Annotated in this window: 12 protein-coding genes; all 12 read right to left on the reverse strand. The window is 47.6% G+C overall.

Annotation, left to right across the window (positions count from 1 at the left end; translation table 11 throughout):
- Positions 1-81 precede the first annotated feature (81 nt).
- Positions 82-420, reverse strand: a complete 339-nt coding sequence (locus FN124_RS00215; protein WP_260607279.1) for a two-component regulator propeller domain-containing protein — start codon at positions 418-420, stop codon at positions 82-84.
- 53 nt (positions 421-473) lie between these two features.
- Positions 474-1598: an acyltransferase family protein gene (locus FN124_RS00220; protein ID WP_142682787.1), complete on the reverse strand. Its 1125-nt coding sequence runs from the start codon at positions 1596-1598 to the stop codon at positions 474-476.
- A gap of 72 nt (positions 1599-1670) precedes the next feature.
- Positions 1671-2312 carry a carbohydrate-binding family 9-like protein gene (locus tag FN124_RS00225; protein ID WP_185937030.1) on the reverse strand — a complete coding sequence of 214 codons (642 nt, stop codon included), beginning with the start codon at positions 2310-2312 and terminating at the stop codon, positions 1671-1673.
- Positions 2312-3085, reverse strand: a complete 774-nt coding sequence (locus FN124_RS00230; RefSeq protein WP_142682789.1) for a glucosamine-6-phosphate deaminase — start codon at positions 3083-3085, stop codon at positions 2312-2314. The genes FN124_RS00225 and FN124_RS00230 overlap by 1 nt, the downstream gene beginning before the upstream one ends.
- 7 nt (positions 3086-3092) lie before the next feature.
- Complete coding sequence (nagA, locus tag FN124_RS00235) at positions 3093-4304, reverse strand: N-acetylglucosamine-6-phosphate deacetylase (RefSeq protein WP_142682790.1); 1212 nt, start codon at positions 4302-4304, stop codon at positions 3093-3095.
- Positions 4301-5626, reverse strand: a complete 1326-nt coding sequence (locus FN124_RS00240) for a sugar MFS transporter (protein ID WP_260607280.1) — start codon at positions 5624-5626, stop codon at positions 4301-4303. Before FN124_RS00240 ends, nagA begins: the two co-directional genes overlap by 4 nt.
- Positions 5627-5631: 5 nt before the next feature.
- The gene (locus FN124_RS00245) at positions 5632-7161 is read right to left on the reverse strand and encodes a beta-N-acetylhexosaminidase (RefSeq protein WP_142682792.1); all 1530 of its coding nucleotides are present in this window, start codon (positions 7159-7161) and stop codon (positions 5632-5634) included.
- A 4-nt stretch (positions 7162-7165) separates the two neighbouring features.
- Positions 7166-8134 (reverse strand): glycosyl hydrolase family 18 protein, encoded by a 969-nt coding sequence (locus FN124_RS00250; protein WP_142682793.1) that lies wholly within the window; start codon positions 8132-8134, stop codon positions 7166-7168.
- The gene (locus FN124_RS00255) at positions 8131-9477 is read right to left on the reverse strand and encodes a glycoside hydrolase family 18 protein (RefSeq protein ID WP_142682794.1); all 1347 of its coding nucleotides are present in this window, start codon (positions 9475-9477) and stop codon (positions 8131-8133) included. Before FN124_RS00255 ends, FN124_RS00250 begins: the two co-directional genes overlap by 4 nt.
- Positions 9478-9509: 32 nt before the next feature.
- Entirely contained in the window at positions 9510-11117 is a 1608-nt protein-coding gene (locus FN124_RS00260; protein WP_142682795.1) for a SusD/RagB family nutrient-binding outer membrane lipoprotein, read from the reverse strand.
- Positions 11118-11128: 11 nt separating this feature from the next.
- Positions 11129-14347, reverse strand: a complete 3219-nt coding sequence (locus FN124_RS00265) for a SusC/RagA family TonB-linked outer membrane protein (RefSeq protein ID WP_185937031.1) — start codon at positions 14345-14347, stop codon at positions 11129-11131.
- Positions 14348-14693: 346 nt separating this feature from the next.
- Complete coding sequence (locus FN124_RS00270) at positions 14694-15758, reverse strand: LacI family DNA-binding transcriptional regulator (RefSeq protein WP_142682797.1); 1065 nt, start codon at positions 15756-15758, stop codon at positions 14694-14696.
- Positions 15759-15947 lie beyond the last annotated feature (189 nt).

Genomic DNA, 15947 nt, shown 5'->3' on the forward strand with positions numbered 1-15947 from the left:
ATTTTTTGTTGAGATGATGATCATAATTGCACACGTATACCAGCGTCCACAGAGCGCATAGCAGGATATCCGCTTAATGTTTCAGGATCTGCAAAATGAATATGATCCAATGAAAATACGTTCACGGGAATTGGGCGCTTTCAGTTGCTGCCGGGAAACTTTAAAGCTGTAGCCATCGAAACGGCTTAACCCGTCGTACGTGCCGAACCACATAAAACCGTAACGGTCTTTATGGATACAGGTAACGGAATTATTAGACAGCCCCCGCTCAATGCCAAGATGACTGATAGGCTGCTGTTGTGCCCTTGCATCAATGCATACAGCCAGCAACAACAGGAATAGGTATATAATGCTAGTACGTGGATAAGTATAGATCACTTCTTCGTGCTTTGAAGAGCATCTTTTATAAGATGCCTTCAACCAAGATAATAATTAAATGTTAATATGACAACAATAAGTCATCTTCAGGCTGACTAAACTTTAATATATATCTTCCTCCTGTCCATTATATATCCTATCAGCCATATTATCAACATATAAATAACAGCGAAGAGCAGAGAGGCATTTTTGGGAGATAACCAACTGGTAAAACCTTCCCTGTAAATCACTCCTTTCACGGATGATCCATCAACGCGTATAATGCCCGCCAATACAATCAGCATGGCCGCAATGATGTATATGAACAGGGGATTTTTGCCGAATACTTCAAAAAAATACGCCCACTTGCGAAGCCATTCTATCTCTACAATAGTGATCAGTACTGCCAGCACCAACAATACAATCCCCGTGGCATACAACACATAGGAACTGGTCCACAATGGTTTATTAATAGGGAAAAACAGGCCCCATAACAACCCTGCTCCTGCCATCAATGCTCCAGCCAGTAACAGCTTCATGATACCGCTACGATGTTTTCCATGCCGCTGCACAAAACCACCTGTGAGGTATCCGGCGATCACATTCACTACTGCAGGGAAAGTGCTCAGCAATCCCAGCGGATCAAACGGGAACCCGTAATGCCTATAGATGTTTCGGGGAGATAAATAAAGCCTGTCTAACCGGCCTACCGCATTGCCTTCCATACTATAACGGTCGGGCGGCGTACCAAAATAATATAACACCAGCCAGTACAACAGCAGTATGAATACACTGCTTGTAATGAGTGCGCGTTTATTCATGTATCGGATCATAAACGCTGCGATACAGTAACAAACGGCAATACGTTGCAATACGCCCCATAGCCTGGCATCAGCCAGGCTTCTCCATACATAATGTCCTTCCTCAAACTGTACAAAAGGGAAAACGCCCAGCAATATGCCGATAATAAAAATGATGAATGTGCGCCTGAGTACCTTGCCTGCAAATGCAGTATAGGAAAGGCTGTTCAACTTTCCAACACTGAAGCTGAGGGCATTCCCTGCCACGAAAAGAAAAGAGGGGAACACCAGGTCTGTAACGGTACAACCGTTCCAGTCGGAATGTTTCAAAGGCGCATAAATGGCGCTCCAGTTACCCGGTGTATTCACTATTATCATAAAAGCAATGGTCATTCCCCTGAGTACATCCAATGCCAGGTATCTTTCCGGTACAGCCTTCATATTTAACTAAGATAAAGGGGTAAATTTAAACTCATGTATAATAATTTCCACCGCATTGCAGTACATTATTAGTTAGAGAAAACAGATCTCCGCAAAATCTTCCTGGCGATGAAAATCAGGCATAGCGGCCTTTACATCGTTCCAGGTCAGAAAATGAGGAGCAGGCATCTCATCTCCGCATTTGTAAAAATTACCTTTCACTTTCATCGCTTTGAGCCTGGCAATGTGATGATAACTGAACACGGCTACAGGTATCACTACAGTTAATTCCCACATAAACGACCTCCTGCCATTCGCTACCGCTGAAGTAATGTGGGTGGCCGTTGCAATAAGATCTGTAGCGGTAACAGGCAGTGGCGCCCTGTTATCACGGCTTGATCCAAAACCTGCCTTACACCAGCCGATACAATTAAACTCCAGGTTATAATAGTTCCCGTTATCATCACAGGCAACAAAAAATTCCACACAGCTGTCTTTATGAATATCCCCGTTGGTAGAAGCGGCTGCCAGCAGGTGGCTTTCCTTCACATAATATTTCAGCAAAATAGCATCTTCACTATGCGCCATGGAAAATGCAGCCCTCACCGTGTGTTCGTACTGCGGCCAGGGGTTACAGCTGATGGGCACCGGCGGCAACCCGTCGAGCAGCACGCTGACAGCGGCTGGCGCGGGCTTGCCATCCAATGGAATAAAGGGCACCTCCAGTTTTCGCATCATCCTTTTTTTTGAATGCTTAACTGATCACTGCTCTGCGCATCCAGGAAAAGCGTTGCCCCACTGTGATTCCGCAGAATAGTAGAAGGATGCTGTGGCTGTATGTTTTGGTGAATAGTATCATATACTGCCATTGCTTTCCTTACGCCGGGCACTACACAAAAAATATGCGGCGCCTGCAGCAAAGAAGGGATCGTTAATGTAACTGCATGTGTGGGCACTGCTGCCAGCGTGGCAAAACAACCATCATTCACCTGCTGCTGCCGGCATACTTCATCCAGCTCAACTATTTTCACCGGCAGCGGATCATTAAAATCCGCCACGGGTGGATCGTTGAAAGCCAGGTGACCGTTCTCCCCTATCCCCATGCACACTATATCTGCAGGATGGGCTTGTAACAGGCAGCCGTACTTTACACAGGCCGCTTCGGTACCGCTTCCATCTATATAATTTACAGTACGGAAAGGCAGGAGATCGAAGATCCGTTGCTTCAGAAAATTACCAAATCCCTGTGGCGCATCAGCCGGCAGGCCAATATATTCATCCATATGAAAAGCATGCACGCGGCTCCACTCAATGCCGGTTTCCTTCACCAGTGCTTCCAACATCTCGTCCTGGGAAGGCGCTGCCGCAAAAATGATACTGACTGCTTCTTTCTGCTCCAGCAAACGCCGGAGTGTGGCCGATATCATTGCTGCGGCGGCATTACCCATTGCCCTCCGTTCAGGATAAATTTTCACTGTTAACTGCCCTGCTTTAAATTCCTTTATCATGTTTGTTTTATTTAATGAGATGACCGGAAAGATTTTCTTCCGTCATGTGCACGATGTTACCGTTTACAATAGTAACATCGATGTGTATGTTGTTGCCGAGGATGACCACATCGGCGTCTTTCCCTTTTACCAGTGTTCCTTTCCTGTTTTGTATGCCCAGGATAGTGGCTGGTGTTTCACTCATCATCCTTACAGCATCCCGGAGGGGTACCTCCGCCAGTTCTATCATGTTGCGAACCAGGCGGTCCGCGGTAGCCACACTACCCGCAAAAGCGCTGCGGTCCGGCAGTTTGGCCACACCATCTTCCACCATTACCTCCAGCCCGTTTCTATAGCTGCCCAATACGGAGGGTCCTTCGGGCATAGCGGCGGCGCGCATGGCATCTGTAATCAGTGCCGTACGTTCAGGCCCTTTGATCTTATACACCAGCTTCAGCAAAGGCGGGGGCAAATGAATACCGTCGGCAATGATCTCTACCGTCATGCCTTCCAGGAGATAGGCGCTTTCAATGACGCCGGCATACCGGAATGCATTGCGCCGGGAAACACCCGACATACAGGAATAAAAATGCGTGGCATGTGTAAACCCTGCTTCATATCCTTTTACTACTTCATCATAAACGGCATCTGTATGCGCCAGCGCAGCCAGGATATTCCTGCCGGTCAAATACCTCCCGAATGCCAGCGCGCCAGGTAATTCCGGCGCAGCGCTCCATCTTTTAATGGCGTTGGAACGGGAAAGTATTTCCGTATATTCTTCCGGGTCAGGATCACGGATATAACGTGGATCCTGGGCGCCTTTCTGTTGCATGGAAAAGTAGGGGCCTTCAATATGGAGCCCTGCAAAGGCGGCGCCACGATGGTTTTGCTTATCGGCCTGCTCATAGATACGGAGCGTATCCAGCAGATCCTGCTTGTCGCAACTCAGGGTGGTAGGCATCATGGCGGTGGTGCCATACCGGGCATGAGTGGCGGCAATCTGCAAAAATGCCTCCAGCGTGTTGTCCATAAAATCATGACCGCCCCCTCCATGCACATGCATATCAATAAACCCGGGTGCAATATATTTTCCACGGGCATCCATTTCTATCGCGCCGGGTACATCAATGTTCCTGTCGCTTACTTCTTCAATTATACCATCCGCAATAATCACGCAGCCATCTTTAATGGTGCGCTGTGGTGTAAGCACTGTACCGTTATATATCTTCAGGTATTTCATTTTTCAATCCCGGTTTTATGTTTCCAGCTCCTCATACCATAGGCATAAAAAGCATAAAAGATCAGGTAAGCATAACAAGGCAGCAATACCAGGTAAGCAGCCCGCAGGCCATATTTATCGGCCCAATAGCCATACAGCAACGGCAGGATGGCATTGCCGCACAGCCCCATCACCAGCAGTGATGCGCCTGTTTTTATAAACCGCCCAAGGCCATCAAGCGCCAGCGGCCATATACCCGCCCATATCATGGAATTGGCGAACCCGAGCAATACAATACACCAAACAGATACATCTGTACGGTGTCCTAACAAGTTCACTTCACCATGGATAAGCGGGATCATACAGCTGAATAAAAGTCCCAGTAAGGTACAGATACGGAGCGCGGTGAGCTGCGACAAAAACCTTGGGATCAATAATATGCCCAGTATATACCCCGTAATGGTGGCCGATAGCGTATACGACGGAAATGTTTTCGCTTCCAGGAAAGGCATGCCCATACCGGATGCATAATTGATTATACTATCTACCGCTATCACCTGCGATCCCACGTGAAAAAAAATAGCTACCGCCCCCAATACCAGGTGAGGGAAATCCAATACACTCTTCCTGTTCGTATGCAATGCACCGGATACGGTATCTTGTTTATCGGTATCTATTTCCGGTAAAGGAGAAAACCTGATCATCAACCCCAGCAAAAACAAAACAGCTGTTACCACTGCATAAGGCGTTACCACCCGCTGGATCAGCTGATCCAGCACCACAGCTTTTTCCGGGTAGGGCATCCCGTCCAGCTCCTTAAAAAGCGTTTGATCACCAGGACGGATAACAGCTACTGCAAATAAAAGCGGCGCCAGTATACCGGCGGCTTTATTACATATGCCCATAATGCTGAACCGTTGCGCTGCCCGCTCTCTATCGCCAAGTATGGTAATGTAGGGATTGGCGGCGGTTTGCAGGATAGCCAGACCAAGTCCTGTTGTGAAAAGGCCGGCCAGGAAAAGCGGGTATGCCCTCATCATACCGGCAGGCACAAATAACAAGGTACCGGAGGCCATTATCCAGAAACCGGTCATCATCCCTTTCCGGAACCCGGTTCTCTTCAGCAGGTAAGCGGCGGGTAGCGACATTACCAGGTAAGCAATGTAAAATGCAAAAGCTACCAGGTACGATTGAAAATTATTCAGCTCACAACCAATCTTAAAGTAAGGGATCAGGATAGCATTGATCCAGGTCACCATCCCGAAAATAAAAAACATCAACCCGATGATCACAATCGGGACGGTATCGTTTCTCTTCTTCACCAGCACTGCGGGCATATTCATTTGTGTCATTTGTTAGCTTCCAGCTTATTTTTTAACAGGTTCCATCTTTCATTACGCAAGGTATTCTCCGTGTTGATCTCCGAGGGATATAACACATCTTTGTTCATCTGCGCGAAACGCTCATTCAACTGTTCCGGTTGCAGGTTGTTCAACTGTTGCAGTAAAGCAGGCGCTTTGTCGCGCGTATAATTCACGTCATTCATCTTAGCTTCTACAATCAAACAGGACAGGTAAAAGATCCTGATATCATTCATTAACCCGAAATGCGCAAAGCCGGACCGGTTTTTAACCGGTTTAAGGGAACGTAGCACTGCAGCGGTTTCCCTGGCACTGTCCAGCAAAGCAGTGAGGGATACTCCCTGCTTCACTACCATCCCCTGCGATACTTCATAAGGCGCTTTCTTCAGTGCATTCCAGAATGTCATAGCCTGCGCGTCGTTAAAGCCATACATCCGGCGGCAATAACCGGTAATGAACTGCGATGCATCCAACGGTGCGGTGGTACGCAAACTTTCAAAATAAGCGGCTATGAGCATATCAAAACCAGTGATAGGATACACCCTGCGGATAGCATACAGATCGGTAATATCAGTAGCCGTTTCAAATACAGGGGAATACAGGCCGGAGGTAGACCAGGAAGTCATGATCATTCCGCGATAACCCAGGGCCCGCGCCTGTGGAATGAAGTCATGGATATTTTTGAAATGCTTCTCCCAGTCGGCCAGGAAATAATTATCCGGTCCGCTCCTGAGAGCCGGCGAGCCCCATATTTCAAACCCGCTGTGCATCAGTTTTTCATGATCACCAAAACGGTGAAGGTCCCAGCCGTAATTCCAATCGATGAAAACGGTTTGCTTAGGTAATCCCTGCAATGCATCCGGGTATTTCAGCGCAATATCCGCCCATACTACCGGTACTTTACCCAGGCTTACCACCAGCTCGCAAAGCATTTTTATATAGTCGCCATACAAACGCCCTTTACCCACCTTTTCCACCTTTTGTTTAGAGGCTTCCGAATGACCAAGCAAGTAAGTTTCGTCACCGCCAATATGGATGTAGCGGGAGGTATGTGTGGAGATAAGATCTTTATACAGATCCCTGAAAAGTGCTTTGCATTCTTCTTCTTTAACAGGATTTACCTGTGAATAATCTTTCTGGTCTTCCCTCAGCTCCCGGTAACGCCAGTGGCGGAGGATATACTCCACATGGCCAAAGCTTTGCTGAAGGGGAATTACATCTATCCCTAATCCATTGCAGTACTTTACAAAATCCACAACTTCTTCACGCGTATAGGCATAACGGTTAGAAATAACAGCATGTTGCTGATAAGGATAGGAAGCTTCCCATTCCATCACCAGGGTGTTTATGCCATGTTCGCTTAACTGCCGTGCAAATGCTTTCAGTGCCGGCATCTTCATGACCTGTATGCGCAGGTCGAGATGAAAGCCTTTCACACGAAAAGTATCGGCCTGCCCTGCTGCTGAAAAATACATGGCCAATAATAACACCGCTGTTAATAACCGTTTTGCTTTCATAGTGCTATTTATTTTTCTCAACTGTTTCATGAATTACATTCAGCAAAGAATGAGTGCCGCTGCTATCGCCCAGCAAATGCCAGATCATTACGCCACCGCCTCTTTGCAGCGCCAGCGCCGTTTTATCACGTATAGTGGGCATGCCGTTATAATAAAGCGTGCCGCCGTTGCCGGGAAACTGTATCTCATCCTGCTTTTCCGCCCCCGGGAAACGGGCGATAATATCCTTGTAGGACATAGACCTGAAAATTCTATTGGTATCCGGCAGCGGCCCGAAGCCATAACCGTAAAACGGCAGGCCAAGCACCAGTTCTTCCTTCGGTACTTTCCTTTCATGGCTCCAGTAATCCAGGTGATCCACAGCATACGACATCGGCGCATGTTGGGCAGGATCGGTTAACCGCCAGGGCCCTGTTTTATCATACGCCATCATGTTGATGAAATCAAATTGCTGCAGGGCTTTATCAGAGATCCTGTTACGGGTGTAATAGGCCAGGGCGGCGGTAAGCAGCTTACGCCGGCTCTGTAGCGGCGTTTTCAACGCCACCACAAAGTTCTCATAGTTACTGTCTATATCATCTCCCTCAATATCCACATCTATACCATCCAGCTGGTAACGGTCTACAAATGCAATGAAGCGGTCCACCACTGCCGGCCTCCACCCGTCCGACAACAGCCGGGCATAGTAAACATGCCGGCTGCCACCACCACAGGACATCAGTACTTTCACTTTCCTGGCATGCGCTATGCTTACTACGGTATCCAGTGCCGGAAATGCCCGGAAGTATCCGGAAGTATCCGGGTTGATAAATGCTATGTTTAAATGAGTCACCTTTCCCAGGTCCAATTTCCGCAGGTCTGATACAATATCGCCACTGGCGCGTATATAGCCCACTACTTTGAACTGTGCCTTTACATGGGTAGTAAAGATGAGGGTAATAAGAAAGATAGAGATGCGCTGCAGTATACTCATTTTAATAAATTGAAGATGGTAGCGGTTAAAGAATTAGCGCCTTTTACATCATAATCGCCCGTCCAGACATATGCGCCGAGGAAACCGTTCTGCTTTAAGTAGCCTGCCTTCTGTGTAACCAGCGGCAACCCGTTGAAATATACGCCTTTTGAAATATCCGCGTATTCTTTATCGGCTGCGGTGGGTACTGCCGCCAGGATGTCCTTGTAAGGGATATAGTTATAGGATGTCCAGCCCAGGTTGTTCCCGTTGGCATCCAGCTGGTTATATCTCAGTCCGAAGGCAGGTATACCGATCACCAGCTTTGAGGCAGGATACTTTGTTTTCCAGAGCTCTGCACCAGTTACAAAGTAATTATATCCTGAAGGCTGCCCCGGTACTTTTCCCGGGCCTACATGCTGCCCGTCTTCAAATGCATGCACATTCAGCCAGGTGGCGGCGGAGAGATCGGGATAACGGCTGTAATACTGGTTAACAGGCACTGTTACGGAAATGATAGCGTTTGCGCCAAGCGCTGCGCGTAGTTCGTTCAGCAACAGGCCGGTAGCAGCAATATTATCATTGATGATGGCAGATGAAGCGTTGATGTCTGTCATCATGATGTCTACGCCATCCATTTTCTTTGCAGCAATATAACTGGCAATGAACTTCACCAACGCCGCTCTTTTGGTGGCATCGGTGATCACTGCGCCGAAGTTGTTGCTCTGGCTCACGCTCCATCCGTCGCCGGACAGGGCGCCGCTGATACTCAGCAATACCGGTATGCCATTCAGGTGGGCCCTGCCGGTAAGCTCTTCTGCCTTGCGGTACGGTTCTCCCTTTGATACATCCACCACGCCGGCAGCATTAATGGTGGCCACCTTATAGGCCAGGTGTGTGATAGTGCTCCAGTCGATATACTTATAACCAGCAGTATCATTCAGGTAGGCCAGTACTACGCTGGCAGCGTCTTTCTTCTTATAGGTATCAGGTATTACAAACACATCGCGATACCTGGCGGTAGTGAATCCCCCGTAAGATACTTCCAGCCGGATACGGAATGCGCCGCCTTCAGCGGCTTTGAACAGGAAACTGTCGGCAGTGGATACTTCTGCATCATTTACTTTCCAGGAGATTTTTGTTTTGCCTCCCGGGGAATATTGCAAACCGGTGAATGGCAATGTTTCCCCGATTGACATCACCCGTACGCTATCCGGGTTTTCCGGGAAAACCGACGCATCATTGAATACGCGGGGTGTAAACGGCCTGCCTTCTGCCTGTGTATCTGCCTCGTCTTTTTTACATGCGGCAAAGAAGCAGCATCCTGTTAAAAACGCCAGCAATAAATAAGTTGATCCTTTCATCAGTGAATATTTTTATACCTGTTTTTGGATATTTATTCTTTATCCCACCATACTCTTTTCAACCAGTCGTCTTCTCCTATGCGGTCAATAGCCGCCTGCACGTTTACTTTGTTCTGCTCTTTTTCAGATAGCGGATACTGGAACCTTCTTGGTATGGTAGTGGAAGTAGATTCATTGTTGGGTGTAGGCAGCAACTGGGGATATCCTGTTCTGCGCCAGTTGGCAAACAACTCCGGCCCGTTCAGCATTAATGCAATCCATAACTGGTTATTGATCTGCTTTAATTCAGTACCCGCCTGCAGGGGATTATTGGTTAAGAAATCCGCTATTTCTGCATCGGGGATCACCGGTCCGCCAGGGTAAAGGCTCAGCTGTTTCATGGCTGCTTCTACCCCTTTATTGTAATGAGTGGCAGCATCCGCGCCCAGTGTGAGCCCCAGGCGCACGGAAGCATCTGCCAGTAACAGCTCCACTTCTGCATAGGTCAGGTGCAGGAAGGGAGCGTTGTTACGGATAAAACAATTGTTGATCTCACATTTAAGATCACCGTTCACTGCGCTATAATTGGTGCCATTGGCAAGTTTAATGGTAACAGGGCCTACCCAGTCTTCATACACATACTTCCCCGGTTTGGAGCCTACCAGCCCTATCACACTGGCCTTCACCTGCGCTGTAATATCTTCCCTTTCAAAAGGCTTCAGCGGTATGTTCTGTTTATAACAACGGGGAATATAATTCAGTCGCGGGTCGTTGGTACTCTTCAACTGATCCAGGAAAGTGCTTACTATTTTCGGCATGGCGCTTTGCTGGTTAATAGCTACTGATACGGAGTTACCACGCAGATCGGAATAATTATTCTGTATGTCCATATGTTTGGTGATACAGTTATCTGAACTGCTGTTCATTACACCGCCTGCAGCATTGAAGGCATCCTGTATTTCCTTCTTTGCTTTTTCCGCGTCGCGTTTTACCAGGCGAAGCGCCAGCCGTATACGAAGCGAGTTGGCGAACTTCTTCCAGGCGTTGATGTCTCCCTTATAAAAAATTTCGTTAGGTACTTTATCTTTCGCGGGATCCAGCTGTGCAGAAGCCGTTTTCAGCTCTTCGAGAAAATTATTATAGATGTCCTGCTGCAGATCATACACCGGGCGCTTTACCTGTGTATAAAACGCGCTGCCGGCCTGCGAGTAGGGAATATCCCCATAAAGATCCGTGAGCCTGGCAAAGGTGTATACTTTCACGATCCTGCAGATGGCATTGAGATTGGTTTGCCCGGCCACGCCATTGGTACGTTCCACGGCGTCCACTATGTTCACCACATCATTCTGATAACTGTTTTCCCACATCACCCACAGGCGCGTAATGTCTTTGATATACATACCACCCACACGCGCATAATAAGCGGCGCCCAACTGCTGCATCATCGGCATCAGTACTATACTATTGGTCCGTTCCTGTGTGGACAGGTCACCTGAAAACCAGAGCTGCGTAAATATCAGCTGGTTCTCGGGATTTATTTTACTGGACTTTGTAGGATCGGTGTTCAGGTCGCCGAACTTGCTGCAGGCCGATAACAGCAGCAGCAGCGCTGGTATAATATATCTCATTGGATGATTGTTGTTGATTTTCATGTCTGTCATGTTTTGATCATTTAGAACTTAACATTCAGATTAATTCCCCAGCCCCGCCTCGATGGCAGCGATCCATATTCCAGCCCCTGCCCGTTGCCGTTATTATAATTGGAATCGGGATCTACATTGGGAATGTCTTTATAGATGATAAACGGGTTCCTTGCCACAAAGCTTACAGAAGCATCTTTAAGCCCTGTTCTCTTGTTGAAGGTGCCCGGCAGGCGGTACGACAAAGTGATTTCCCTCACCTTCACATAAGTAGCTTTATAAATGAAGGGTACGGCAATACCATTGCCATCGGAATAAAAATTACTCCAGTAAACAGAAGGATCCACTGCTCTCGTATTTTTGGTATACACGGGTTTTCCATCTGTACCGGTACCGGTTTGTACCACGCCTTCAGGCACATATCCCCTTACTTTTCCCATAGCCTGCCATTCGCCGAGCGATTTCTTTGCGGCCAGGCGCTCCTGCTCGGATTGTATCCACTCTTCCCGTCCGGGAAGGGTTTTCACACTACTGCCCCGCACTACGGAAAACAGGTCGGTCATGGAAAAAATATCCGCGCCATACTTTACATCAAAAGCAGCGTTGAGACTGAAGTTCTTATAGTTCAGCCGGCTCACCACTCCGCCGGTCCAGTCGAACACGCCTTTTCCCAATACTCTTCTATCGGTTGTGGGCATGGGGTTCAGGGAAGTGGGGTTCAGGATCACATTTCCATCAGGATCCCGCTGGTAATCATACCCCAGGATAGCGCCATACTTCTGACCCGGCATAGCTGCTACCAGCAGACCAAGCCATCTTGCTTCAGATAAAGTAATAAAAGGCACATCATCTGCCAGCGATTCCACCTTATTGATATTCCGTGCAAAGTTCAGGGTAAGATCCCAGGAAAAGTTCTTTCCGGATACAGGAGTGCCGGATAACAACAACTCTATCCCTTTGTTGGTGATCATACCTGCATTGATGATCTGTTTCGGATAACCGGAAGAGAGCGGAGCGGGAACAATATTGATCTGGTCTCTCGAATGGGAAGTATAATAAGTAGCGTCAAAATTCAACCTGCCGTTGAAAAATTTCAGGTTGGTACCTGCTTCAAATGAACGGGTCCTGGTAGGCCGCAGGTTTATATTAGGCAGTATTTTAGTGGCCAGGTTAGCCGGTTGCACGCCGTTGAATGCCAGCGGGTATAAACTGTAATATACATCCAGCATATAAGGATCGGTATCGTTTCCTACTTCTGCCCATGAAGCCCTTATTTTTCCGAACGACAATACATCGCTCTTCATCTTAAACGCATCTGTAAAAATGAAACTGGAAGATACTGACGGGTACGTATATACGTTATTATTCTCAGGTAACGTGGAAGATGCATCCCTTCTAACCGTAGCATCCAGGTACAGATAGTTTTTATAGGCAAATGTAAACAATCCATATGCTGACCTTATTTCCCTGCGCTGGTTATTCTCTTCCAGGCTTTTATCCTGGTAGCTGTTGATGCTGATAACATCGGTCACCGTCATATTGGAATAGGTGGCATTGGTTCCCTTTCTTACCCGCTTGTTCAAACTGGCGCCCAGCCTGGCAGAGAAGTTGAGATCAGGCGTGATCTTTTTTGTAATGGTAGCCATGAAATCAGCCTGGGTAGTGGAATATTTTTGGTTCGTAACATTCATCATGCCTGAAAGCGCCAGCGGCGTGGTGCGTGGGCTGTACTTCCGGTAATCCAGGAAGGTGATATCTGTAGAAGCCCTTGCCAGTAAACTCAGCCACTTATTAACTGTATAGGTAGCGTTAAAAGCGCCAGTGAGCCTGTCTTTCAGCGTAACGTTCGACATTTCATACAGTACCCAGTAAGGATTGAGGCGGTATGGGCCACCGCCCCATTCCACGTACTCGCCTTGTTTGCTTTTATAGGTATCGGAAAAAACGGACTGATCGATGTTGTTGGCGAGGCCGTTAAAATTTTGTCCCACATTGGTTGGCGCATCTCCCAGTCCCGCCCTGTTGTTCACTTTTTCATTCAGGTAGGTGGCCCTTACATCCACATCCAGTTTGTTGCCGAATTTGGAGCGCCCGCTGAAGGTAAAGTTATTGCGGCGGATATCACTGTTCGGCAGGATGTCTTTATACCGCAGGTCTGATACCGAGAAGCGGAAGTTGGATCTGTCTGTGGCATTGGTTAGCGACAGCGTATTATTCAGTGAAGATCCGGTTCTGAAGAAGCTACCGAAATTATTTTTGGCGAGGGCATAGGGCCTGGTTACGCCATCGAACCCGATCACACTGAGACCGGGATCCAGCCGTGGGCCGAAGTTGGTGAACATGGTGCTCTGCGCCTGCGATTGATCCAGTGGCAGTTGCCCCGAGCGGCCTTGCCCGTAGAGGTACTGGTTGCCATCTACTTTGGTGAGCTGGTTCTCAATAGTAGCGGTGCTGTTAAGCTCTACGCCCAGCTCTTTTGAGCGGGCACCTTTCTTTGTGGTGATCAGTATAACGCCATTAGCCGCGCTGCTGCCATATAACGCGGCAGCAGAGGGTCCTTTCAGTACGCTGATCTTATCAATATCATCCGGGTTGATGGCAGAAATGGCATCTCCCATATCCACGCCTTCAGCAAATTTTGTATCGCCTACCTGGCCGTAGTTGGAGTTATCCATAGGGATACCGTCTATCACATACAGGGGCTGGTTATTGCCTGTAATGCTGGTATTGCCGCGGATGATCACCCTGGAAGAGCCCGACGGCCCGCCGGCGGTGCTGTTGATGATAAGGCCCGGCACTTTTCCCGCGAGGGAGTTGATCACATTGGTTTCTTTTGCTTTATTGATATCCTCTCCTTTTACTTCAGAAAATGCGTATCCCAGCTCACGCTCTTCTCTTCGTATACCCAATGCCGTTACCACTACATCTTTCAGTGTTTCGGAGCGCGATAATAGCTTTACATTTACCTGCCGCTGCGCTCTTGTAAGGAAACCAAAGCGCTCATAACCTATCATCTGGATAATGATACTGTCGCCGCCGGCGGCCTTAATCATATAAGCGCCATCATTGCCGGAGATGGCTGTTTCCTTACTGTTTTTATTATAGATGCTTGCGCCGGGGACGATAGCGCCTTTTTCATCTGTGATGACACCCCTTACAACTCCCGGAGCCTGTGCTGCAGCGTAATGCCGGGAGGCTGCCAACATCGTTATACATAGGTACAGATGTTTAAACTTGACAATTGCATTCATGGTGGTAGTGATTTTGGTTCCTAATTCGATAAGTACACAGCAGTGATCAATAAATACCCGTTGGCTGCTCTTTATCCGGAATAAAGCGCAGCGCATTTTGGTTGACTAAATACCAAACGATGAAAAAATACAGGCTGTTAAAACGACAGATGAAAAACACCGTTAACGTACACGAAAAAAAGGTAAAAAAGAGGAATCGCCCCCAAAAGCACAATTCCATTCAGTTAACGAAAGTGACGGGGAATTACAAAACCATCATCTTCGTTAACGTACACGAATATAGAAATAAAATCCAGAAAATGCTATCTGTCGTAAAATATTTTTTTTTGGAAGATGTAAAAACGGGTCAGTTACGGTAGTTAAGATAATTCTCTTTTGTGATGATATCGATAGGCATATACTGCTGCCGCTCAATAACAGCGGCATGTGTAAGATGATCATATAATGCCATGATGCCTTTGTGCCCCTGCTCCTGCGGTTTCTGGCAGATGAGAAAATCGATCACGGATCTTTTCAGGTAGTCGATGTTTTCCGCCAGGAAATCGTAGCCTATCAGCCTGATATGTGTAAGCCCGGCTTCTTCCAGGTAGCGGCCTACGGTGGCCACCCTTGAATTGGTAACAAAAATCACATCGGCGGGCGTTTTGGCCAATGCCTTGTGCAGCTTGCTTTTCACGGACTTATAATCGGTTTGGCGTATATCGGTTTTCCTGATCTGTATATCTGCAGGATGTGCTTTGTAATAAGCCCTGAAGCCTTCTTCTTTTCTCAACAGGTGGTGATGCAGATCCATTTCCCTGGAGATATTCACAATCAGTACCTGCTGCCCTTCCCTTACGAGATAACTGATAAGATGCGCCGCCAGGTAGCCGCTCTGGTATAGATCGGGGCCAATATAACTCAGGCCGGTTTCGGTTTCAAGATCTGAATTAATGAATACAAAGGGAATTTTCTTCGCCTTACATTTTTTGGTGAAGTTCAGGGATTCTTCTTCAAACATTGGCGCCAGCAGGATACCCTGGTAATCTTTCTTTAAAATTTCAGCAGCACGGGCGGTAAAAGTTGTTTTATCATTCTGATCAAAAAAATAGATGTCTACGGTTACTCCAAAATCCCTTATCGCTGCTGCGGCCTGCCTTACACCATTCAGCGGCGCATTCCAGTATCCCGTTTCGCCGGATGCTGCCGGGATCAGCACGGCCAGGTGCAGGAGCCTTTTGGATGCCAGCCGTCTTGCCATAATATTAGGCTGGTAATCCAGGTCCTTAATAATTTCCAGTATCTTCTCCCTTGTTTTATCTGCCACACCGGTACGGTTATTCAATACCCTGTCTACGGTGCCAATAGAAACATTCGCCCTTCTGGCAATTTCTTTCACGCCCACCAATGCGGCTTCTTTTATATCTTTCATTAACTGGTTGATTGAGCATTCAATTATTCCCGTTTACAACAGCGGATTATTTGTTTTCCACGTAAAGCCTGTTATTCCGGTACAGCGGATTCCACATAAAAGCCGGCAACATCGGTTTCCGTGTAAAGCCTGTTACGGCAACAACATTTCATATACTTTCATGTAAAGCCTGTTATACATCAAACTATG

Origin of the sequence: Chitinophaga polysaccharea, assembly GCF_902150045.1 — a bacterium.
Taxonomy (GTDB): domain Bacteria; phylum Bacteroidota; class Bacteroidia; order Chitinophagales; family Chitinophagaceae; genus Chitinophaga; species Chitinophaga polysaccharea_A.